Genomic DNA, 21974 nt, shown 5'->3' on the forward strand with positions numbered 1-21974 from the left:
CACCGTCTGGTCGTACAAGTTGGTCCAGACCATTTGCCTTGTCAAGAGGTCCAGACCAAATATGGTGCCACCGTCAACTTCCTTCTCCCGGCGACCCCTTGACCAGTGATCCCCTTTGTCTCGTACGCCCCTTTGTCTTGTACGCCTCCTGTCTCAAACGGCCCCTGCTGCCGGCCCTTCCCCGTCCCGCCAGCGGTCCAGCAGCATCCCCACCGCGCACCCCGCCAGCAGCACCCCCGTCGACATCCAGAACGCCAGGGACGCCGGCCCCGCCCTGTCCCAGCGCAGCGACAGCGTCAGCAGCTGGGCCGCCGCCGGCACCGCGCACGCCGCCACCGCGTGCCGCACCGGCACTTCCCGCCACGGCTCCGGATGCACCCGGGCCGCCGCCCACGTGGCGAGCACGACGCAGACGAGGTTCGGCAGGTGGACCAGTGCGAGCGCGGCGCCGAAGGAGCCGACACCCCCCGGGCCGGCCAGGGGCCCGTACAGCAGCGTCATCTGGAGGTACTCGGTGACGACGAGGACGACCACCCCCGCCGCCCAGGAACGGACCAGCGGCAGCAGCATCACTTGCCTCCCCATGCCTGAAACAGAAGCACCGCCGTGAAACCCAGCGCTGCCAGCCCGCAGCCCGCCGTCAGGGCCAGGGACTGAAGCACCGGCGCCCAGCTGCCCCGGCCCGCGATCGTCGCCGTGCCCCGCGGGTCATGGGGGTCGTAGGTGACGGTGACCGGCGTGCCCTCCGTCATCGACCAGCCGGCCAGGTCCTCGAACTCCACCCGGCCGCCGTCCGCCGTGCGGAAGGCGAAGCAATAGCGGGTGGCGTCCGACCGGTTGAACGGCTCCGTCACCACCCGGACGCACTCGCCGTCCGTGCGGACCCCCTGCCGCAGTACCCGCGCCAGCACCGTCAGCCGGATGGCGTAACGCACCGCCAGTGCGCCGAAGAGGGCCACCAGCAGGGCGAGTACGACGTAACCGGCACCGGGCACCACCATCGTCAGCCCACCCCCACCCCGGTCACTAGTGGACCTCCACCGAGTCGACGATCTTCTGCAGGTCCGCGGCCGGCAGTGCGCCCCGCGCCGTGTCGATCCGTACCGCGAAGGCCTTGGCGGAGGAGTCCAGGCCGGTCAGGATGACGCCCTTGACCGGGGTGCCCTTGGGCGGGCCACCCCCCTCCCCGGTCGAGGTGAAGGTGAAGTCCACGCGCTTGGCCCGGTCGGTGCCGGCCAGCTCCACGTCCTTCTCGCCCTGCACCTTCGCACCCATCCGGATGCCTGCCTCGGCGGCGATGGCGGCCTGTTCGGCCGAGTCGGCCCGGGTGAAGGCCAGTTGCACGGTGATCATCGAGACCGTACGGCCCGCCTCCTTCCGTACGGCGGCCGCCGCGTTGTACCTGCTGCGCTCGGCCGCGCCCTGCTCGACGTACCCGCCGACCCCCCGGGGGTACGACACGGAGACGCCCTTGGTCCTCAGCGTGCCCCAGCCGCCGGGCACCGAGGCGGAGCCAGCGCCGCCCGTCCCGCAGCCCGAGAGGGCCGCCGCGCCCGCGCCCGCGAGCAGGCCCGCGATCAGCAATCGTGTCCTCATCGGCGTTGCCCTGCCCTCCTGTCGGCGACGACCACTCCGACGACCGTTGCGACGGTTGCTGAGACGACCGCTGCGACGGCTGCTGCGGGGTCCGCAGCGAGTCCGCCGCGAGTCCGTTTGCGAAGTCCGCTGCGGCGATCAACACGGCGGTCACTTCGCACAGTAGCCGTAGGGGACGTAACTGCGGCTGCCGCCTTGCGGAGCGCCCAGGAACTGCGCGTCCGTCAGCGTCTCCGACTTCTTCTCGGTGCTGATCGACAGCCCGAGGCTGAGCCCGAGGTTCAGCTCGAAGCCGTACTCCGCGGCGTTCACCTGGCCGGTGTACGTCATCCTGCTGGACCTGCCCCTGTCGAACATCAACTGGCCGAAGGGATCGTCGTTCCCCGGCCGTCTCGTGGGCGCGTGGTCGTCGAACATGTACTGCAATGGCGTCACCAGCTGCTCGTTGCTGCTGTCCAGCCACTTCTCGGCCACGGCCCGGTCGGCGTCGCCCGCCGGACCCGGGTCGAAACTCAGGGAGTTGCTGACGATCCGGACGCCGGTGGTGTTGTCGGTGCCCTTCTCGCTCACTCCGCCACCGCGTTTGTCGGGGCCCGGCCTGCCGTTGTCACCGCCGATCCTGGCGCCGTCCTTCTGGCCGCCCTGCTCGACCGTGCGGGTCATGTCGATGCGGACCAGTTTGCCGGTGGTCTTGTCGTAGGTGACGGTGATGGTGCCGGTCTGGGTGGTGGAGGCGGAGTGGTCGCCGCTGAGCGGGCCGGCCTCGTAGCCGACCTTGGTGCCGTACTCGATGGACGAGGAGTACGTGTACGACTTGGTGTTCTTGTAGGCGTTGTCGGTCCAGGTGACCTCGGGGGAGTACTTGAAGTTGCCGCCGAGCGCGGCGCTCAGCTTCTTCTCGTCGCCTGCCGAGATCTTCAGGCCGGCTGCCGCGGAAGCCTCCAGGCCCACCTTGCCGTAGGTGATCTTCCGGTTGTCGCCCAATGCCCTCTTCACCCGGTTCTCCGTGTCCTCCTCGTCCTTGAGCGGGCCGGTGCCGAACAGGTAGAGGATGCTGTCGCCGACGCTCGCGTCCGCGCCGCCCGGCGACTCGCGCCGCATCTGGTACATCTGCAGCCTCTCGATGTCGGCGCGGAACCTCTGCGCCTCCTGAGGGCTCTCGAAGACCCAGGTGTCACCGCTGGTCACCTTGATCCCGGCCCCCAGCTCCACCTTGTCCGTGCCGAACCTCCCCACCTTCATCCCGGGCTTGAAGTCCTTCTTCGCGGCGATCGAGGCCGCGTCGGTGAAGGTGAGGTAGACGAGTTCGTCCTTGTCGTCGACCTTGCCGTCATGGTTTACGTCCGTGTGCGCCTTGAGGTGCTGCTCCTGGAAGCCGTACTCCTTGCCGACCTCCCAGAACAGGATCTTCGCCTTGGAGCCCGCCTTGTCGGTGACGGTCGAGACCTGGCACAGCGCCGGCTCGAAGTCGGCGTCGGTCAGCGGCCTGCCGCCCGCCCGGCCGTTCCCGGTGCCGCAGTCGCCGCCACCGGTGACCCGGCAGATCTCCGCGGAGATCTTCTCGTAGACCGTGTGGCCGATGCCGGTGGCGGAGATGCCGAGGACGAGGGCGACGGTGACCACGACCATGCCGAGGTACTCGGTGCCGGTCGCGCCCGAATCGTCGTACCCGTGCGTCCTGCGGGACGCGCTGCCGTGCGGACCGCGGTGCGGTACGCCGTACGTCCTGCCGGACGTTCTGCCGGACGTTCTGACGTGCGGTCCGACGTGCGGTCCGCCGGACGTTCCGGCGTAGGTTCCGGCGTACGGTCCTCCGGACGTTCCAGCGAATGGTGCGCAGGACGTTCTGTCGGACGCCCTGCGGTACCTCCTGCGGTACCTCCTGCGGTACTTCCTGCCGTCCGTTCCCTTGTGCGTCGATCTCCGGTGCGCCGTGTCGTGCGCTCTCCCACGGGCTCTGCCGTACGTCCGTATGCCGCCCCCGTCCGTCATACGGCACCCCTCCCAGCCCACCGGCAACACCTCTTCGTGGAGGCCGAGAGTAGGAACGGGCCCTCGGGAGGGCGTGGGCCCGCGGGCCCAAACGCGGGCCCAGAGTCAACGAGTTGTACCGGGCCCATGCTTTTGGGTCCGGGCAGGATGCTCGGCCTGCCCCGTTTTGACGTGACTTGTACAACGACAGTTGCCACCCAGCTACAGAATCGCTGTTCTCCGGTCACAGAGGCGTGGATACAGTGCTGAGGTAGTCACGCAGTGAAGTCAACTCGGTGTGCCGGAGGAACGACGGCAGGCCGCGAGGCGTGAAACGGGGAGCTGCGCGTGTCAACTGCCATTGCTGTGACCAGCGCCGACATGGCGCTGCCCGCGCAGGACGAGCGGACCGTGCCGGCCGTCGTCCTGCGTGACCTGGACCGACAGCCGCTCGAGCAGTCGCTGGACGCGGTCCAGGGGCTGATCGAGTACCACGGGCACGTGATCGTCGTGTGCTCGCACGCCGTGCCCAACGGGGTGGAGCGGCGGCTGCACACCGTCCGTTCCCTGCTGGAGAGCGACCGCATCGCCCTGTTCCGGCCCGGTCTGCCGCCGCTCGGACTCGCCGTCCTCGCCCGCCAGTTACGGCAGCTCGCCTCCTGTGACCTCAGCCCCGGCGTGCTCGCCTCGGCCGGCCGGCTGCTCACCCACTACATCCACTCCGGCGCCGTCCTCAACTCCGTCACCCGCCTCGACCGCGTCCCCGTCGGTCTCAAGGCGCACGCCAAGTCCTGGGTCCCGGGCAGTCAGTTCGGCGTCATCGCCCATCCCGAGCCCCAGCTGGTCCGGATCGGCCCCGAAGCCACGCTGGCGGGACCGGAGTTCGGTACCTGGATGCTGGTGGCCAAGGGCCAGCTCCAGTCCGACTGGGTCGGTGCGAGCCTCGCCCCCGCGTGGAACGTGCTCGGCCTGCGCGAGGCAGCGCTGCCGGCCGAGTCCGCGAGCTGGTGGGGGACCGGAAAGCTGGTCGAGTTCTGCACCTACCTGCCCGACCTGTCGGTCCTCTACCAACTGGTCACCTCGGTGCGTCAGGGCGTCTGCCACTGGTGCGGCGTCGACGTCATCGGCGACCGCTGTGTCTTCTGCTCCGCCACTCCGCCCGTTCACGAGAGTCATACCCCGACCGGGTAGCCCCCGGCCCCGGGTACGGGCCCCGGGTACGGGCCCCGGGTACGGGTCCGGGATCCGGGTACGGATCCGGGATCCGGGGCCGAGTCCCGGTTCCCGTACCACCGTTCAGACTGTTCGATCCGCACGGCCCCGCACGGCCCCGCACGGCCCCGCCCGACCCCGCACGATTCCCTTTGACTCCGCTCGACCGATATCCCCAACGAGGTTGTACGGTTCATGAACTCCCGTCAGCGCCGCGGCGTGATACTCCTGATTCTGTCCGTCATCTGCGCCCTCGGCGCGTTCGCGGGCGTGCTCTCCGTCATCAGCGACGTGAAGTCCAAGGTCGGCCCCGAGGTCACGGCCTATCGGCTGAGGACCGACGTGAAGCCCTACACGACGCTGAACACGAGTCAGTTCGAGAAGATCAAGATGCCCAGGCGGTGGCTGTCGTCCAACGCCGTCACCGACCTCGCCCAGATCCAGGGCAAGATCGCGGTCACCACCCTGCGCACCGGCTCCCTGCTGCAGAGCGACATGATCGTGAACCAGCCCGCCCTGCAGCCGGGGCAGCAGGAGGTCGCCATCATGATCGATGCGGCGACCGGCGTTGCCGGCAAGATCACGCCGGGCTCCACGGTCAACGTGTACGCCACCTTCGCCGGACAGCGGGAGGGTGATCCCGCCCAGTCCAAGATCATTGTAACCAATGCCAAGGTGCTCGACGTCGGCCGGATCACCGCGCTGGAGCCCGACGCCGGCAACAAGAACCAGCAACCCACGGACGCCGTCCCCATCACCTTCGCGCTGTCGACCATCGACGCCCAGCGCATCACCTACGCCGAGTCCTTCGCCCAGCGGGTCCGCCTCGCGCTGGTCGCACCCGGCAGCGACACCAGCGTCCCCGCCAAGGACCGGACCTACGAACTCGCGAACGACAAGTGAGAGGCCGCGCCCATGCCCACCAGGATCCTCCCGGCAGTCGGCGACGCGGACGCGGTCCGGTCCATCACCACCCTGCTCAGTCAGCTGCCCGACGCGGAGCCGGTGACCCCCGTCGCCGACTCGACCCAGCTGATCGACACCCTCGCGCGCCTGGCCGCCGAGTCCGTCGACGAGCTGCCCGAGGTCGTGGTGGTGCATGAGCGGATCGGCCCGGTCCCGGCCCTCGAGCTGATCCGTGAGGTGGCACTGCGCTTCCCGGCGGTCGGCGTCATCCTCATCACCTCCGACGCCGGCCCCGCCCTGTTCTCGGCCGCGATGGACTCCGGCGCGCGGGGCCTCGTCGCCCTGCCCCTGAGCTACGAGGAACTGGTCAGCCGTGTGCAGGCGGTGGCCCAGTGGTCGGTGGGCGTAAGACGTCATCTCGGCCACGGTGGGGACGTGTTCACCGGGGTCGGCGGGCGTGTGGTGACGGTGAGCGGGGCCAAGGGGGGAGTCGGCGCGACACTGACCGCCGTCCAGCTCGCCCTCGCCGCCCAGGCCTCGGGCCACAGCACGGCCCTGGTCGACATGGACCTCCAGACCGGTGACATCGCCTCCTACCTGGACGTCCAGTTCCGCCGCTCGGTCGTCGACCTCGCCGCCATCACCGACATCTCCCCGCGCGTCCTGGCCGACGCCGTCTTCCGCCACGACACCGGCATCGCGCTGCTGCTCGCCCCCGGCGAGGGCGAACGCGGCGAGGAGGTCACCGACCGCGCCGCCCGCCAGATCGTCAGCGCCCTGCGCTCCCGCTACGAGGTCGTCGTCCTGGACTGCGGCGCCCAGATGAGCGGGGCCGGCGCGGCAGCCGTGGAGATGGCCGACACGGCCCTGCTGCTCACCACCCCCGACGTGGTCGCGGTGCGCGCCGCCAAGCGGACCGTAAGGATGTGGGACCGGCTGCAGATCCGCAAGGCAGAGGAGACCACGATCGTCGTCAACCGCCACAGCCGCGGTACGGAGATCCAGCCGCCCCTCATCCAGAAGATCACCGGCACGGCGGTGGCGGGCACGGCGATCCCCGCCAACTTCAAGGAGCTCCAGGGTGCGGTGGACGCCGGCCGGATCCACGAGCTGGACAACAGGAGCATGGTCAAGCAGTCCCTGTGGGCGCTCGCGGGCGAACTGGGCATCGTCAAGGTGCCGGGGGGCGCGGCCCCGAGGGGTGGCGGCCGACTGCGGGGCGGCGACCGGGGATCGGTGAGTTTCCGGCGGCGCAGAGAGGCAGGGGGAGGGTGATGACGGTGATGAATGTGCGGGTGATCGCCTTCAGGCGACGGTCACGGCTCCGCTCGGACAGCGGGCAGGTCGCCATCGAGTTCCTCGGCATGGCACCGACGATCATCATCACGCTGGTACTGCTGTGGCAGTGCGTGCTGCTGGGATACACGTACACGCTCGCGGGGAATGCTGCGGACGAGGCGGTACGGGCGGGGACGGCGGCGGGGGACCAGCAGGGGGCGTGCGTGCAGGCGGGGCTGAAGGATCTGCCGAGCGCATGGCAGGGCGGCGCCGAGATCAGATGTCATGGGGGAGCCCCCGGCTACATCAAAGCCAGCGTCAGGCTGGAGGTGCCCGTCCTCTTCCCCGGCCTGATCGGCTTTCCGATCCCGGTGACGGGCCATGCGGGCGCCGTGGAGGAGGTGAAGGGCCGAGATGCCGTACGAGCGCAGCACCGGACGTGACCGCGGCCAAGTCGCCATCGAGTACCTGGGGTTCATTCCGATCCTGATGCTGGTCGCCATGGCGGCCATCCAGCTCGGGCTCGTCGCCTACACCGCCCAGCAGGCGGGCACGGCGGCCCGGGCCGGGGCGCGCGCGGCCTCGCTCGGGATGAGCGCCCAGCAGGGCTGCCAGGAGGCGGTCGCCGACTCGCTGACCCGCCGCACGATTTGCGGCGAGGCCCGGGGCGGCGACACGGTCACCGTCACCGCCACCATCAGCATCCCGTCCATCATCCCCATGTGGGACCCGATCGGTAGTGCCCGCAAGAGGGCCACCATGCCGCTCGACCACTGAACGAAGAACGGACCGAGGAGCCCAGGAGCCATGAGCCTCCGCGCACGCATCAACTCCCCCGAGGAGCAGGGCAGCCGGGGCGAGGACGGCCACCTCGTCGCCTCCTACCGGGCGAAGCTGCTGGAGGAGATCGATCTCGCGGAGATGAGTTCGCTGGCCGCCGCCGAGCGCAGGGCGCGGCTGGAGCGGGTGCTCGGGCACATCATCAGCCGGGAGGGCCCGGTCCTGTCGACCGTGGAGCGCTCGCAGCTGATCCGCCGGGTGGTCGACGAGGCCCTCGGCCTCGGCATCCTCGAACCGCTGCTCGAGGACGCCTCGATCACCGAAATCATGGTGAACGGCCCGGACGCGATCTTCGTCGAGCGCGGCGGCCGGGTCGAGCAGCTCCCGCTCCGTTTCGCCTCCAACGACCAGCTGATGCAGACCATCGAGCGGATCGTCTCGACCGTCAACCGCCGCGTGGACGAGTCGAACCCGATGGTCGACGCCCGCCTGCCCTCCGGCGAACGCGTCAACGTGATCATCCCGCCGCTGTCGCTCACCGGCCCGACCCTCACCATCCGCCGCTTCCCGCGCTCCTTCACGCTCCAGGAGCTGATCGGCTTCGGCTCGCTGGACGAGCACATGCTGTACCTGCTGGCCGGTCTGGTGCAGGCGAAGTTCAACGTCATCGTCTCGGGCGCCACCGGCACCGGAAAGACGACCCTGCTCAACGCCCTGTCCGGCCTGATCCCCGAGGGCGAGCGCATCATCACCATCGAGGACTCCGCCGAGCTCCAGCTCCAGCAGCCGCACGTGATCCGGCTGGAGGCCCGGCCGCCGAACGTGGAGGGCCGTGGCCAGGTCACCATCCGCGACCTGGTACGCAACTCACTGCGTATGCGCCCCGACCGCATCGTCGTCGGTGAGGTCCGCGGCGGTGAGTCGCTGGACATGCTCCAGGCGATGTCGACCGGTCACGACGGCTCGCTCGCCACCGTGCACGCCAACAGCGCCGAGGACGCGCTGATGCGCATGCAGACCCTCGCCTCCATGTCCGACGTCGAGATCCCGTTCGTGGCCCTGCACGACCAGATCAACAGCGCCGTCGACGTGATCGTCCAGCTCACCCGCTTCGCCGACGGCGCCCGCCGGGTCACCGAGATCGCGGTGCTCGACAGCCACGGCAGCGAGCCGTACCGGCTGGCGACGGTGGCCCGCTTCGCCGCCCGGCCGATGGCGGCCGACGGCAGGATCTACGGCGGCTTCGAGTACTACCCGCTGCCCCGCCGCACCGCGGAGCGCCTCTACATGGCGAACCAGCCCGTCCCGCAGGCGTTCGGCGTCGCCCAGTCCGCAGACCAGCTAGCCACCCGAGAAGCCAGGTAGGCAGGTAGGAACCGTCCCCATGGATCTGAGCACCCTCGTCACCTTCACCACCGGCGTCACCCTGCTGACCTGCGTCCTGGCCGTCATGGGCCTGCACGCCTACGCCATGGGCAAGGCCCAGCGGGCGGCGCTCGTCGACCGGCTCTCGCAGACCGGGCAGATCCCGGTCGGCCGCCGGCGCCGCTTCCGCAACCTCGACCGCCGTCTGCGCCGCACCCAGCCGGGCCGCAAGCTGGAGCTGAAGCTGGCCGCGACCGGACTGGACATCACCCCGGGCGAGTTCTTCGTCTACATGCTGGCCACGGTGGCCGCCCTGTGGCTCATCGGACAGGCGTCCCTGGCCCCCTTCTTCGGCCCGCTGGCCGGACTGCTCGGCATCTGGGCGGCGATGCAGTTCCTCAGCTGGCAGCGGCAGAAGCGCATCGAGAAGTTCATCAACCAGCTCCCCGAACTGGCCCGCATCCTGGCCAACGCCACCCAGGCCGGCCTCGCCCTGCGCACCGCGATCGGCATGGCGGCGGAGGAGCTCGAAGCACCCGCGGGAGAGGAACTGGGCAAGGTGGCCCACCAGTTGGCGCTCGGCGCCTCGATGGACGATGCGCTGGGCGAACTGACCGACCGGCTCCCGTCGCGCGAACTGGTGGTCCTGGTCACCACTCTGGTCCTCTCCAACCGGGCGGGCGGCCAGGTGGTGAGCGCCCTGCGCAACCTCACCGAGACCCTGGAGGAACGCAAGGAGACCCGCCGCGAGGTCCGCACCCAGCTGTCCCAGGTCAACATGACGTCGTACGCGGTCCCGGTGCTGGGCGTCGGCGCGCTGTTCCTGATGAACGGTGTGAAGGCGGGCGCACTGGACCGTATGACGGGCTCCCCGGTCGGCCAGGGCGCGGTGATCATCGCCTTCGCGCTGTACGCGGTCGGCTTCATCCTCATCCGCCGCCTGTCCCGCATCGACGTCTGAACGTCCGCGGAACGACCCACTCACGGAAGGAGGAAGACGGGATGGCACTGCTGCTCGCGCTCGTGATGGGCCTCGGCGTCTGGGGCGTCTTCGCCGGCATCCGCATGTACCGGGCGGACGCCCGGCTGCCCAGCGACCTCGTGCTGGCCCTGGAGGTGGGCTCGACGCGCACCGGCGCCGTGGACTCGGTCATCGACCGCCTCGGCATGCGCTACGCCCCCGCCGTGCTGCGTCTGATGGGCCCCAAGCTGGTCGCCAAGTACCGCCGCAAGATCGACCTGGCGGGCAACCCGGGCGGCCTGACCATCGACCGCTACGCGGCCAGGCGGGCGGTGTACGGCTTCCTGGGCGGCGTCGGCGGCCTGGTGTTCCTGCTACGCGGCCAGTACCTCGTGGCACTGCTGCTGCTTGCCTTCGGCGCCTTCTGGACCGAGGTCGGCATCTGGGCGGCGATCCGCAACCGCAAGGACGTGATCGAACGCACCCTGCCGGACTTCCTGGACGTGCTCGCGGTCGTGGTGAGCGCGGGGCTCGGCTTCCGCCAGGCCCTCGACCGCGTCGCCTCGAAGTACGAGGGCCCCTGGGCGGACGAACTGCGCATCACCCTGCGCCAGATGGACCTCGGCATGAGCCGCCGCCAGGCCTTCGCGGAGCTCAGGCGGCGCAATGACTCCGAGCAGGTGGCGATGTTCGTGACGGCCCTGCAGCAGGGCGAGGAACTGGGCGCGCCCATCGTCGACACCCTGGTCTCCCTGGCCAAGGACATGCGCCGTACCGACGCCCAGAACGCCCGCCGCAAGGCCGCCCGCGCGGTCCCCAAGGCCACCATGATGATCACCACCTTCATGGTCCCGGCCACGATGATCCTCCTCGGCGCGGGCCTGCTGCTGGGCTCCGGCGTGGACTTCAGCTCCGTCACGGGCAAGTAGGAGGGGGCGAGCCGGACATGGCGACGACGGGCAGAGCGACGACGGGCAAGTCGACGAGAGGCACGACGACAGGCAGGTCGACGACGGACAGGTCGACGACGGACAGGTCGACGACGGACAGGTCGACGACGGACAGGTCGACGACGGACAGGTCGACGACGGACAGGTCGACGACGGGCAGGACGACCACGGGCAGGACGACGACGGGCAGGACGACCGCGGACAGGTCGACGACGGGCAGGACCACTACAGGCGGGTCGACGACGGGCAGGACGACGACGGAGGAGCGCACGGGGCTGCTGCGCCGCCGCCCGAAGGCACCCGAGATCACGACACCCCCCGCGGGTACGGTGCTCCCGGCCCACGTACGCACGGGGGCGCCGGACATCCCGGTGACCTCGGTGACGCCGGCGCTGCCGCCGGGGTGGGAACCGGCTCGCACGCCCTCGGAGGAGGGTGTGCGCCTGCCGGGGTTACCCCAGCAGGCGCACGGAGCGACGCCCGCCGACGGCGAACGAACCCCACAGGGACCACCCGCACCCGGACACGAAGGCCGCAGCCGCACGCGTGACGCGGCGGGAGGGAACGAACACCCGGCCGAGGACCGGGTGCCAGCAGCGCCACCTGCGCCCGAGCGACTGCAGATCAGCGCCCTGCAGGCCATGTGCCGCTACGTCTTCGTCTTCCGCCTGGCGATGATCGCCCTCTCCGCCCCCGCCGCCCTCCTCAACGCCGCCCCCGGCCTGGCCACCCGCCTGGTCAGTGCCGCCGTCGTCGTCACCTTCATGGGGTCCTACGTCCTCTTCAGGGACTGGGAACGCTTCGGCCCCCTCCTTCTGCGCCACCCCACCCTCCTGGCCCTGGACACCCTCTTCGGCGCCCTCCTGCTGATCGCGGCGGGCCCGGACAGCACGCTGGCCTACGTCTGCGTCTGCACGCCCCTCCTCGCAGGCCTCGTCTACGGCTGGCGCGGCGCAGGGATCTTCGCCTCCCTCCAGTCGCTGATCCTCTTCGTCGTCTACGCCGCCTCCAAGGAGCTCTCGGCGAACCTGGCCCAGTCCGCCCTGTTCCCCGGCCTGTGCGTCATCGCGGGGGCGGCCGGCGTGACCCTGCGCAACCTGCTCCTCCGCTTCGGCGACGCGACCCAGGCCCTGACGACGGTCCAGGCCCGCCTCGCGGTCACGGAGGCGGTGGGTGCCGAGCGCGCGCGCCTGGCAAGGGAGATGCACGACTCGGTGGCGAAGACCCTGCACGGCGTGGCGCTGGCGGCCGATGGCCTGGCAGGCTCGGCGGGGGCGGACCGCATGGACCCGGGCCTGGTCAAACAACAGGCGGAACTGGTCGCCCGCTCGGCCCGCAGAGCCGCCGCCGAGGCGCGGGAACTCCTGGCGGACCTGCGCCGCGAGAACGACCCGGCCCACGGCACGGACGTACTCGTGGAACTGGCCGCCCGCACCCGGGACTTCAGCACCCGCACGGGCCTGCCGGCCGCCTACCGCCCGACCGGCGAGCCCGGCGTCCCGCCGGTCCCACCCGCGGTGGCCCGCCAGCTCCTGACGATCGCCTCGGAAGCGATGGAGAACGCCCACCGTCACGCGGGGCCGACCAGGGTCGACGTACGAGCGGGCGTCCACGGCGACCTGCTGCGCATCAGCGTGTACGACGACGGCCGCGGCCTGCCCCCCGGCACGACGCTGGAACAGCTCCGCCGAGCGGGCCACTTCGGCCTGGTGGGCATGGTCGAGCGCGCAGCCTCGGTCGGCGCCCGCATCCGCATCGGCCGCGGCTCCCACCCGAAGGGCACGGAGGTCCGCCTGGAACTCCCGCTGGGGGCGCTGCCGACACCGACAGCATGACGTTCGTTCTCCTGATCCCACCCCACGACCCGAGAGGAGGCCGCCGATGCCGGACCAGCCGACCTCGTACCCCGGCCCCCAGCAGCCCCCACCCCCGAACCCCTTCGGGAGCTTCCCGCAACCGGCCCCGCCCGCGCCCCTGCGCGTGGTCGTGGCGGACGACAACCCGGTGGTCCGCGCCGGCCTGACGGCCCTGCTCTCCGGCCGCGCGGACATCACGGTGGTCGCGGAGGCGGCGGACGGCCGCGCGGCCTGGGAGGCGGCCCAGCAGCACCGCCCGGACGTCGTACTGCTCGACGTCCGCATGCCCGGCGTGGACGGCATCTCGGCACTGCCGTACCTGGTACAGATCGCCCCGGTCGTGATGCTCACCTACAGCCGCGAGTCCGAGATCGTCCAGGAGGCCCTGCGCCGGGGCGCGGGCGGCTACCTGGTGCACGGTGAGTTCACGGCGGATCAGCTGGTCGCGGCGATAAGGGACATCAGGGCGGGGCGGCCCCACTTCACTCCCACGGCGGCGGGCGCGTTGCTGGCACAGTTGCGGCAGGACCGGCAGACTGCGCCGGGCGGGCCACTGCCGGAGGGGCTGGGGGATGCGACTGCACATGGCGGGAGCCTCCCAACGGCCCCTCCAACGGTTGTTTCTGCGGAAAACCTTTCGCAACTGCAACCGAATGTGGGACAGTCGTCGTCTGGATGGACAGGTGGCCGCCCGGCCGCCGTCGACAGGTCGAGGTTCCAACTCAGCGCAAGGGAGGCGGAGATCATGGACCTCATCGCGTCCGGCATGACCAACCAGCAGATCGCCGCCACCTGCTTCATCAGCGAGAAGACCGTCAAGAACCACATCAACCGCATCTTCGCCAAGCTCCACAGCACCAGCCGCTCCGAGGCCGCCGCGAAGTGGCTGGGTACGGCCCCGGACTCGTCACGAGGGCTGAGGTGACCTGGGATGACGACGGTGCGGAGGAGCAACGGCCGGGTCTTTCTTTGGGCCCGGGATTGGGTCCTGGGACCCTCTGGCCGACGGGGTGTTCCGGCCTACCTTTCCGGTGTCGCAAGCGGCACCAAGACTCGACCCGGAGGGGAACACCATGAGCGACCTGATGTTGAAGACCGCGGTAGCGACCAAGGTCCGCGTGAACGGCTGGAAGAACACCACGGTGGAGGCGATGCAGCGCCGCGCCGGCGACAGGGGGCAGACCGCGGTCGAGTACCTGGGGATCATCGCGGTGGTCGTGGCGATCGTGCTGGCGATTACGGGTACGAGCATTGGCTCGACGATTCTGAACAAGATTACGGCGCTCGTCGGCAAGGTCGGGAATTGACACGACCGCGACGCTACGGCGACGCAGGGCAGGCCTTCCCCATCTACATCACTGTGGTGGGGGGCCTGCTCTTTCTTGCGCTCGCGTACTTCGCGGTCGGCCAGGCCGCGGTGAATCGAAACGGTGCCCAGACGGCAGCTGACGCGGCGGCACTCGCGGCGGCCCAGGACACCAGGGACCAGCTTGCGGGCGAGTGGACGAAGAACGTGCTCGACCCGACCAAGTGGCAGGACATCCTCGAGGGCAACGGTCAGGCGCTCCAGCCCTCGTGCCGGCGGGCGTATGAGCTTGCCAACCAGAACGATGCCCACATCCTGGGCTCCGATGGTTGCATACCGAACCTCCTGGGCTACACGGTCCGAGTCGAGACCAACAAGCCCATGGGGGATTCCGTCGTTCCTATCACGAGCACGAAGCACTCCAAGGCTTCCGCCACTGCCGTGATCCAGCCGCTCTGCAAGTTCAAGCCGCTGGCTGCAAATGCCGGGACTGATGTGCTGCCCCGCCTGAAGTGCAAGAACAGGTACTGGGACCTGGACCCGAAGCATCTCACCGATCTCCCGAAGCCACAGGACCTTTTCGACGTCCACCTGGCCGACCGATAAGCGAACGACGAGTGATGAAGGAAGCAGAGTGATGAGCATTCGGTTCACTGCCAAGGCCCATAGGAGGGTGATCGCGTTGACCGTTGCGGCGGGTCTGGCCCTCGGCGTGGCCGGCTGCGGCGGCGGTGGCGGCGACGACAAGAAACCGGATGCCTCAGCGTCCGCGTCGAAGGACAGTGGATCCAAACCGAGTGCTCAGGAGGGGAAGTCGCAGACGCCGCTGGCCGAACTCAAGGGCGCGAACGGACTTCTGCTGCAGATCAGCTCCGCCCAGCGGGATTCGGGTGGGTTCGTTACCGTGAACGGGCAGTTCAAGAACGACGGGTCTCAGTCGCAGGTCATCCCGGCCGAACTGCGTGGTGACGAAACCGAGATTCTCAAGCACGGTACGTCCCTCGGTGGTGCCACCCTCGTGGACTCGCAGGCCAAGAAGCGCTACTACGTGCTGCGTGACACCGACGGGCGGCCACTGACGACAACCGGGCTCACGACGATCGAGGCGGGTCAAACCATTCCGGTCTTCATGCAGTTCCCCTCCCCGCCGTCGAGCACCACCGACGTCACCCTCCAACTCCCCACCTTCTCCAGCGGCAACATCAAGATCTCCGGGTGAGGCGGCCCACCATGACCCACACCCGAACCCACCCCCGCCTCGCCCTCACCCTCGCCGCCGCCACCGTCATGGTCGCCGCGAACCTCTACGGCGCCGTGGCGGCCCACGCCGACGGCGGTCCCAGCGAACCGCCCGGCACAGAGCCCTCCGCCTCCGCGCCGGTGAAGATCGACCCGAACGACCCCGATCTCAAGCTCCCCGAGGGCGCCACCCTTGCCGCGCCCAAGGTGCTGGACATCAAGTCGGTGGTCGAGGACCAGGGCGGTGAGGAGCGCCGTGAGGACACCAACACGGACGTGACCTTCGCCCTCCAGGCCGAGGTACTGTTCGCCAAGGACAGCGCGAAGCTGAGCGACCAGGCGAAGTCACGTATCGACGCGATCGCGCAGGAGATCAAGAAGCAGAAGGCGGCCCAGGTCCGCGTATTCGGCTTCACCGACAACCTGGGCACGCACGAACACGGCGTGGTCCTGTCCAAGCAGCGGGCGAACGCCGTCCAGGACGTCCTCTCCCAGGAGCTCAACGACCCGAACATCACCTTCGACGTACGCGGCTACGCCGAGCAGTACCCCATCGCGGACAACTCCACGGAGGACGGCCGCAAGAAGAACCGCCGGGTCGAGGTCACGTTCCCGCGCACACAGAGCTGACCCCTACAGCAGGTGATCGGCCCTCCCCGCCTTGATCTCCCGGATGAGGTTGCGGAGGGCCTCACGGTTGTCGGTCAGGGGGTGGTCCTCCTGACCGGCGACGGCAATGTAGGCGTTGCCTTCGGCGTCGGTGCCTATGCGGAAGCAGTTGGCGCCTTCCCCACAAAAGGGGTCTTCCCAGGTGATGGCAGGCATGTCGATGGCTCCTACAGTTCGGTGGCAAGGGTGCGGATGAAGTCGCGTGACGCAGTGCGAGCGAGTGCCACGGATTCCGCTGCGGCCAGTACGGCCCGGTACTTGCTGAGCTGAGCCTCCGAGTCGATGAACTCCGGCCCGTGGGTGCTGTCGAGTTCCACGGTGTCGAGTTGGGGCACGGGCGCCTCGACGTACACGACCGACTGACCGGCTCCGGGAAAGCCACCCGCTTTGAAAGGGATGACCCGTAGCGTCACGGCGTCGCGCTCGGACATCCGCAGCAGGTGCTCCAGTTGGCGCCGGGCCACCTTGGAGCCGCCGAACTCCATACGGAGGGCGGCTTCGTGAATGATGACATCGAGCTCGGGCGGCGCAGGCCGGTCAAGTACCTGCTGCCGGTCCATTCGCTGTGAGACGCGGACCTCGACCTCTTCTGGTGGCAGCGCGGGGATCACGGCCTCGAAGACCGCGCGCGCGTGTTCCTTGGTCTGCAGGAGGCCGGGCAGATGTACGCTCACCGCGATCCGTACTCGTTCTGCGTGCCACTCCATCTCGGCGATGTCCAGCAATGCCTCGGGCAGTTGGCCGCGGTACGACTCCCACCAACCCTTGTCGCGATCAGCGGCCATGGCTGCCAGCGCGTGGACGAGGTCCTGGTCAGCACAGCCGTAGTTGTCCGCCAGGGTGCGTACACGCTCCGGGCTGATGCCTGATCGGCCGGACTCCATGTTGGGCACGTTCGTGCGTGGAACACCCAGCAGTCCGGCGGCGTACTCCGTCGTCATCCCGGCGGCGACACGCATCTTGCGCAGTTCGAGGCCCAGGCGCCGCTGGCGCGCCGTCGGTGCGCTTCTGGGCGCCATGCTCCCCTCCTACCCAATTGCCTGACGGCGGTCAGTCTGCCCTCGCGGTCGATGACTGGTCCACTCGATGGAGTCGAATTCGGGAAGTTGGTAGTACGTGTACTCCGCGATGCTCTACTTTCTGTGACAGGTCGACTACGACCCTCCGCCCCGGACGGGAAGTGCATCACCCATGCCAAGCCAGGCTCGGGTGACAAGCCACCGTGCGCGCAGGCAGAGACAACCACCCCACTGGCCGACGGAGTTGCCATGCCCACCCCCACGACCTCGACCTGCCTGCCCTCCAGCCCGAACACCACCGACCTCCTGCCACCCGCACCACCCACCCCCGAATCCCTCGCCTACAGCCTCACCCTCCCCGCCGGCCCGCGGACCCCGGCGATCGTCCGCGCGACCATCCGCACCGTCCTTCTAGCCCACGATCTCGGTGACATGGCCGACCCCGCGGTCCAGGTGGCGAGTGAACTCTCCGCCTGCGCCTGCCGTTTCACCCCTGCACCGGAGGTGTACGTCTGCCTCCGCTACCGCGAGGAGGCCCTGCGGGTGGTCCTCTACGACGCGCACCCTCGCCACACGAACCCCCGTCTGGCCGCCGCCTGCGACGCCCGCCGCCGCTCGGCCCTGCGCCTGCCCGCCTGTGTGGTCCGGGCCTGTGGCGGCGACTGGGGCTTCGGGGACGCCCGCCAGCCGGGCGGGGGCACGAGGACGTGGGCGGTACTGCCGAGGGAGGGCACCCGGGCGTACCTGGCCGCCGGATGCGCGGATGGGTGACGGCAGCGCAGACGGCGCCGGGTGAGCGTCGGGGGATGACCGCCGACGAGGTCGGCCGGGGCCATCGAAGTGGGCGGGACGCGGCGGGGTTTGGGTGCCGGTTTGGGTCCACGGGCCCATCCTGGACAGGCGTTCGCTTCCTAACCTCCCCTTAGTTGTGCACCAACGTGGGGGGAGCGGGCATGGCCTCGGTCGGGGGAGTGCCGGAGTTCGAGGGGGCGTGGCCGTCCGGGCGCGGGGGGCGGCGGGAGTTGCCACGGTCGCTGTCGGCGGCGTTGGTGCTCGTGCACGCGCTGTTCGTCGCCACGGTGCTCGGCGGGGTCGGGCTGTTGCTGACCGCCTCGTCGTACGACGCCCTCGACGGTGGTGTGATCGCGCTGGTCGCCTACTCGGCCGCGCCCGGCGTCCTCGGGTGGTGGCTGGCCCGCCGGACGTGGGAGGGCGGGGTCTGGGTCCGGCGCGCGCTGATCGGCGTGCAGGTGTGGCTGATCCTCGGCGGGCTCGCCAACCTCACCGCGGGGTCCGCCCGCGGTGGCGTCCAGCTCTTCCTGCCGATCCTCATCGTCTACTTCCTGCTCCAGTCCGAGAGCCGTGAGTGGTACGAACTCCCGGAGCTGGACCGGGCCGAGCGCCGTCCGTTCTCGTTCGCCCGGATGATCCGGTGGCGGCGGGGGGACGAGGGGCAGACCGCGGTCGAGTACGCGGGCCTGGTCGCCATCGTCGTCGCCATCGTGACCGCGCTGGTGGTCAGCGGTCTCGGTACGCAGATATTCGGCGGTATAGAGGCCCAGGTCTGCAAGGTCGTCGGCATGGGCTGCCCGGCCCCGTCGGGCGGCACCGGCAACGGCGGCACCGACACCAATGCCACCGGCACCGGCACCGACGCCGGCAAGAACACCGGTCCCGGCAACGGCAACACGACCACCGACAGCGGCAGGAACGGCAACGGCAGCAACAAGGGCGGCAAGAACGGCAACGAGAACAGCAACGGCGACGGCAACGGCGGCAAGAAGGACGACAACGGGGGCGGCAAGAAGAAGGACGACGGCTGCTTCTCCGGCGTAGGCGCCTTCTTCGGCTGTGCGGGCAACCAGGTCAAGCAGGTCGGCGAGGGTCTCTTCGTCGACGGTGTCTGGGGTGACGTCACCGGCATCTACGGCATGGTCCGCCACCCCCTCGACACCATCAAGGGCATCGGGGACTACGGCAAGCAGCTCGGGCAGGACTGGTGGGACAACTCCAAGGGCGCCCGCGACAAGTGGTCCAAGGGCGACTACTTCGGGGCCGTCTGGGACTGGGGCGGTGCCTCGCTGAAGACGGGCGGAACGGTCCTCTACGACCTGTTCATCGGTGACGACGTCGCCAATGACTGGAAGAAGGGCGACAAGACCCGCGCCGTCACCCACGTCATATGGAACGTCGGCTCCCTCTTCATCCCGGGCTACGACGGCGCCAAGGTCGTGGAGAAGGTCGGCGAGCTGGGCAAACTCGGCAAGCTCGCGAAACTGGGCAAGCTCGCGGAGAAGGCGGGCAAGGCGGCCGAGGACGCCAGGAAGGCGGCCAAGGCGGGGGACGTCGAGGGCGCCGAGAAGGCCGCCAAACAGGCCGACGCGGCGGCCGACGAGGCCGAGAAGAAGGCCCGGCAGTCCGGCTGCACCATCTCCGCCCCGGCGCGCAGGGTCCCGTACGGCGGCGGCCCGAGCGGCGGCACCACCCCCGGCCCCCTCACCGGCTCCGCCGGCACCGGCACCACCGTCCTGGCCGCCGGTGCCTCCTCCCCCTACGTCGTCCTCGCCGAAGACGGCTGCGACGAGAAGGCCAAGAAGGAGGCCGAGGAGGCCCGCAAGCAGGCGGACGAGGCGGACCACGCGGCCGCCGGTGCGGATGTCCAGCAGGCTGCGGACGAGGCCAAGAAGACCATCGCGGAAGCCAAGGACAAGCAGAAGACGCCCAAGGGCGACAGGTTCCAGCTCGACGAGAAGAAGATCGACGACCTGGTGGCCAAAGCCAAGGACCACCCGGACCTGAGCAAGGGTGAGATCGGCAAGGAAGAACTCGCTCAGTCCCTCAAGGACCTTACGGACATGCTCAAGAACAAGGGCATCGACAGTCAGAGCCGTGGCGCGCTGGGCGGTCCCGTGCTCAGGGCCGGTGACCGGTATCAGCTGGCCGAGGCCATGGCGGAGGTCAGGGCGGCGAGGCGAGCCGTGGACGAAGCCGCCGAGGGCACCAAGGTCTATGCCGGGGTCGGCGCGAAGAAGGGCCGCAAGACAGTGGACCTGGGCGACGGAACCACCGCCGATCTCAGCGCCATCGATGACGCCGATGTCGTCTACAAGGGGAAGGACGGCAACATTCACGTCGTGGAGGTCAAGAACACCGGGCAGGCCGCCACGCAGGCTTCCATGCGTGCCCAGGCCCAGCGGCTGGCCGAATGGCAGAAGGCGAACCCCGGCCGGAGGGCGCGCTACGAGATCGAGACGCAGCAGGGCTGGGACAAGGTCTTCGACGGCTTCCAGAAGGACAAGAAGACCGGCGAGTTTCCTCCCGGCACGCCTGCGGAGACCCTGGCCGACAACGGCCTCGATCTCCGCGTCGCCGGACAGGACATCTCGCCACGGCAGCTCAAGGCGATGAATGACGCGTGGAGCAGGAAGACCGAGGCCGAGAAGCAGGCGGCCCGGAACTCGGGCAAGATGAAGGATCCGAAGACCGCCATGGAGTACCTGGGTGTTTCCTGACGCGGAGAGGGCGAGCGCACGACGACGGGAAGGGAGCGGCCGGCCTGTGACCCCGCACCGTCTGCTGCCCGCGGGCATGAGCCAACTTCCCCTGCCCTGGTCCGACCTGACCCGGGAACGGTCGCAGAGACTCGGGGCGCTGGAGCACACGGAAGCGAACGAGCGGGCCGCCGTCGACGCGCTTGATGCCGCCCTGTCCGCCCCGCACACGCCGGCGAAGGGCCTCTGGAACGACGAGTCCTGGGAACTCTTCGACCGGGTCCGCCGGGACACCGCGCATCGGCTCGCTCGGACCATGCCGACATTCGGCGAGTTCACTCGCGAGGGTGTCGCAGCCGTGATCGAGGAGTGGGCGCGGACGGCGGAGCCGGCGGTTCCGGGCTGGTGGGTCCAGGAGCAGATGGATCCGATCGCAGGGACCCTGGCCCGCTGCGCGCTCTCCGACTGGGCCGATGACGTACTGCGGTGGCTGCGTCAGGAGCCATATGACACGGCAGGTGTCGCGGCCGTGGCCGAGCGTTGCATCGACAGCGGGCTCGCACCTCGCGAGGCGGTGGATCTGCTGCACGCCCTCGGCGCACCCGACGGTGAGCGGGCGCTGCTCAGGGCCGTACGCAGCACCAGGGTGAGTGAGTACAACCGCTCCTGGGCGCGGGAGGCGCTCGTGGGGCTGCGCCGCCCCGGCTACGAGGCCCGGGCGCAGCAACCGGCACGGGGAGAGGCACCCCTGTTGCCCCCTGCCGTACGAGACCTTCCCTACAGCTGGGGCACGGGCTTCCAATGGCCGGCCGATCTGCCTGAGACCGAGGAGAACGTGGCGCGTGCGCGGGCGCTTCTCCAGGCCCTCGCGCCGGCCGGGCGGTTGCCCGAACCGGTCCCCGACCCCGTATGGAGCGGGGACGAGGACGAGGAGTCGCCCAGCTGGCTCGAGGTCCGCAAGGTCATGTGGGAGCTGATGCCCTACGCGTGCCACGTCACCAGGGAGCGGATGACCGAGGCGATGCTGGAGTGTGCGCTGCTCGGCATCCCCGGCGTACCGCAGGAACCGGACGGCGAGGAGGCGGCACGGTTCGTCCGGCGGTGGGTGACGTGGATCGGCGGCTGGATCGCCGGCGAGGTCTTCACCTGGCTCGGCATGTACGTCGACGACGACGCTCTCGTCACCCCGTGGGCGATGGAGCTGGCCGAGCGGTACGCACGGTGTGGCCTCGCCGCGGAGCGGGCCGTGAGCATGCTCCGCTGGCACGACACGGTGACGCCCAGCCGCGAGGCTCTCACCCGTATCGCGGCCGACGAGACACTTCCCCCGCACGTGCGCGAACAGGCCGCACTACTGTGACCGCCCGTATCGGTG

At 69.7% G+C, this 21974-nt stretch carries 24 protein-coding genes; 17 read left to right on the forward strand and 7 right to left on the reverse strand.

Annotated elements, in window-relative coordinates:
• Positions 1–153: 153 nt before the first annotated feature.
• The 4 genes from ACH4UM_RS02600 to ACH4UM_RS02615 all read right to left on the reverse strand — a co-directional run bounded on the left by ACH4UM_RS02600 (position 154) and on the right by ACH4UM_RS02615 (position 3225).
• Positions 154–570: a hypothetical protein gene (locus ACH4UM_RS02600; protein ID WP_398172714.1), complete on the reverse strand. Its 417-nt coding sequence runs from the start codon at positions 568–570 to the stop codon at positions 154–156.
• Positions 570–1001 carry a DUF3592 domain-containing protein gene (locus ACH4UM_RS02605; protein ID WP_398172716.1) on the reverse strand — a complete coding sequence of 144 codons (432 nt, stop codon included), beginning with the start codon at positions 999–1001 and terminating at the stop codon, positions 570–572. Before ACH4UM_RS02605 ends, ACH4UM_RS02600 begins: the two co-directional genes overlap by 1 nt.
• A gap of 25 nt (positions 1002–1026) precedes the next feature.
• Entirely contained in the window at positions 1027–1596 is a 570-nt protein-coding gene (locus ACH4UM_RS02610; protein WP_398172718.1) for a hypothetical protein, read from the reverse strand.
• A 150-nt stretch (positions 1597–1746) separates the two neighbouring features.
• Positions 1747–3225 (reverse strand): hypothetical protein, encoded by a 1479-nt coding sequence (locus ACH4UM_RS02615; RefSeq protein WP_398172720.1) that lies wholly within the window; start codon positions 3223–3225, stop codon positions 1747–1749.
• A 723-nt stretch (positions 3226–3948) separates the two neighbouring features.
• Here ACH4UM_RS02615 and ACH4UM_RS02620 point away from each other — a divergent pair.
• The 8 genes from ACH4UM_RS02620 to ACH4UM_RS02655 all read left to right on the forward strand — a co-directional run bounded on the left by ACH4UM_RS02620 (position 3949) and on the right by ACH4UM_RS02655 (position 10998).
• Positions 3949–4758 (forward strand): hypothetical protein, encoded by an 810-nt coding sequence (locus ACH4UM_RS02620; RefSeq protein ID WP_398173584.1) that lies wholly within the window; start codon positions 3949–3951, stop codon positions 4756–4758.
• A gap of 216 nt (positions 4759–4974) precedes the next feature.
• A complete protein-coding gene (cpaB, locus tag ACH4UM_RS02625; RefSeq protein WP_398172722.1) occupies positions 4975–5682 on the forward strand; it encodes a Flp pilus assembly protein CpaB in 708 nt (235 codons plus the stop codon).
• 12 nt (positions 5683–5694) lie between these two features.
• Positions 5695–6960, forward strand: coding sequence for a CpaE family protein (locus ACH4UM_RS02630; RefSeq protein ID WP_398172724.1), 1266 nt, complete (start codon positions 5695–5697; stop codon positions 6958–6960).
• A gap of 8 nt (positions 6961–6968) precedes the next feature.
• The gene (locus ACH4UM_RS02635; RefSeq protein WP_398173586.1) at positions 6969–7406 is read left to right on the forward strand and encodes a TadE/TadG family type IV pilus assembly protein; all 438 of its coding nucleotides are present in this window, start codon (positions 6969–6971) and stop codon (positions 7404–7406) included.
• Entirely contained in the window at positions 7378–7740 is a 363-nt protein-coding gene (locus ACH4UM_RS02640) for a TadE/TadG family type IV pilus assembly protein (RefSeq protein ID WP_398172726.1), read from the forward strand. Before ACH4UM_RS02635 ends, ACH4UM_RS02640 begins: the two co-directional genes overlap by 29 nt.
• Before the next feature lie 30 nt (positions 7741–7770).
• Complete coding sequence (locus ACH4UM_RS02645) at positions 7771–9108, forward strand: CpaF family protein (protein ID WP_398172728.1); 1338 nt, start codon at positions 7771–7773, stop codon at positions 9106–9108.
• Between the two features lie 19 nt (positions 9109–9127).
• Positions 9128–10069, forward strand: a complete 942-nt coding sequence (locus ACH4UM_RS02650; RefSeq protein ID WP_398172730.1) for a type II secretion system F family protein — start codon at positions 9128–9130, stop codon at positions 10067–10069.
• Between the two features lie 41 nt (positions 10070–10110).
• A complete protein-coding gene (locus ACH4UM_RS02655) occupies positions 10111–10998 on the forward strand; it encodes a DUF5936 domain-containing protein (protein WP_398172732.1) in 888 nt (295 codons plus the stop codon).
• Here the strand turns inward: ACH4UM_RS02655 and ACH4UM_RS02660 are convergent.
• Positions 10985–11440, reverse strand: a complete 456-nt coding sequence (locus tag ACH4UM_RS02660) for a hypothetical protein (RefSeq protein WP_398173622.1) — start codon at positions 11438–11440, stop codon at positions 10985–10987. The two genes, ACH4UM_RS02655 and ACH4UM_RS02660, sit on opposite strands and share 14 nt — an antisense overlap.
• Here ACH4UM_RS02660 and ACH4UM_RS02665 point away from each other — a divergent pair.
• The 6 genes from ACH4UM_RS02665 (at position 11325) to ACH4UM_RS02690 (ending at position 16050) form a co-directional block, all read left to right on the forward strand.
• On the forward strand, positions 11325–12854 hold the full coding sequence (locus tag ACH4UM_RS02665; protein ID WP_398173588.1) for a sensor histidine kinase: 1530 nt from the start codon (positions 11325–11327) through the stop codon (positions 12852–12854). The two genes, ACH4UM_RS02660 and ACH4UM_RS02665, sit on opposite strands and share 116 nt — an antisense overlap.
• 46 nt (positions 12855–12900) lie before the next feature.
• Positions 12901–13800, forward strand: a complete 900-nt coding sequence (locus ACH4UM_RS02670; RefSeq protein ID WP_398172734.1) for a response regulator — start codon at positions 12901–12903, stop codon at positions 13798–13800.
• A gap of 148 nt (positions 13801–13948) precedes the next feature.
• The gene (locus ACH4UM_RS02675; RefSeq protein WP_398172736.1) at positions 13949–14182 is read left to right on the forward strand and encodes a Flp family type IVb pilin; all 234 of its coding nucleotides are present in this window, start codon (positions 13949–13951) and stop codon (positions 14180–14182) included.
• On the forward strand, positions 14179–14787 hold the full coding sequence (locus tag ACH4UM_RS02680) for a pilus assembly protein TadG-related protein (RefSeq protein WP_398172738.1): 609 nt from the start codon (positions 14179–14181) through the stop codon (positions 14785–14787). Before ACH4UM_RS02675 ends, ACH4UM_RS02680 begins: the two co-directional genes overlap by 4 nt.
• 31 nt (positions 14788–14818) lie before the next feature.
• Positions 14819–15400 (forward strand): hypothetical protein, encoded by a 582-nt coding sequence (locus tag ACH4UM_RS02685; RefSeq protein WP_398172740.1) that lies wholly within the window; start codon positions 14819–14821, stop codon positions 15398–15400.
• Between the two features lie 11 nt (positions 15401–15411).
• Entirely contained in the window at positions 15412–16050 is a 639-nt protein-coding gene (locus ACH4UM_RS02690; protein ID WP_398172742.1) for an OmpA family protein, read from the forward strand.
• 3 nt (positions 16051–16053) lie between these two features.
• On the opposite strand, the gene ACH4UM_RS02695 is transcribed toward ACH4UM_RS02690, so the two are convergent.
• Complete coding sequence (locus ACH4UM_RS02695) at positions 16054–16245, reverse strand: hypothetical protein (protein WP_398172744.1); 192 nt, start codon at positions 16243–16245, stop codon at positions 16054–16056.
• A gap of 11 nt (positions 16246–16256) precedes the next feature.
• Entirely contained in the window at positions 16257–17108 is an 852-nt protein-coding gene (locus ACH4UM_RS02700; protein WP_398172746.1) for a helix-turn-helix domain-containing protein, read from the reverse strand.
• A 249-nt stretch (positions 17109–17357) separates the two neighbouring features.
• Here ACH4UM_RS02700 and ACH4UM_RS02705 point away from each other — a divergent pair, with 249 nt between their 5' ends.
• The 3 genes from ACH4UM_RS02705 (at position 17358) to ACH4UM_RS02715 (ending at position 21959) form a co-directional block, all read left to right on the forward strand.
• Positions 17358–17879 carry an ATP-binding protein gene (locus tag ACH4UM_RS02705; protein WP_398172748.1) on the forward strand — a complete coding sequence of 174 codons (522 nt, stop codon included), beginning with the start codon at positions 17358–17360 and terminating at the stop codon, positions 17877–17879.
• 182 nt (positions 17880–18061) lie between these two features.
• Positions 18062–20620, forward strand: coding sequence for a hypothetical protein (locus ACH4UM_RS02710; protein ID WP_398172750.1), 2559 nt, complete (start codon positions 18062–18064; stop codon positions 20618–20620).
• A 46-nt stretch (positions 20621–20666) separates the two neighbouring features.
• A complete protein-coding gene (locus ACH4UM_RS02715; protein WP_398172752.1) occupies positions 20667–21959 on the forward strand; it encodes a hypothetical protein in 1293 nt (430 codons plus the stop codon).
• Positions 21960–21974 lie beyond the last annotated feature (15 nt).

It is taken from the genome of Streptomyces sp. NPDC020801, assembly GCF_044334385.1.
Taxonomy (GTDB): domain Bacteria; phylum Actinomycetota; class Actinomycetes; order Streptomycetales; family Streptomycetaceae; genus Streptomyces.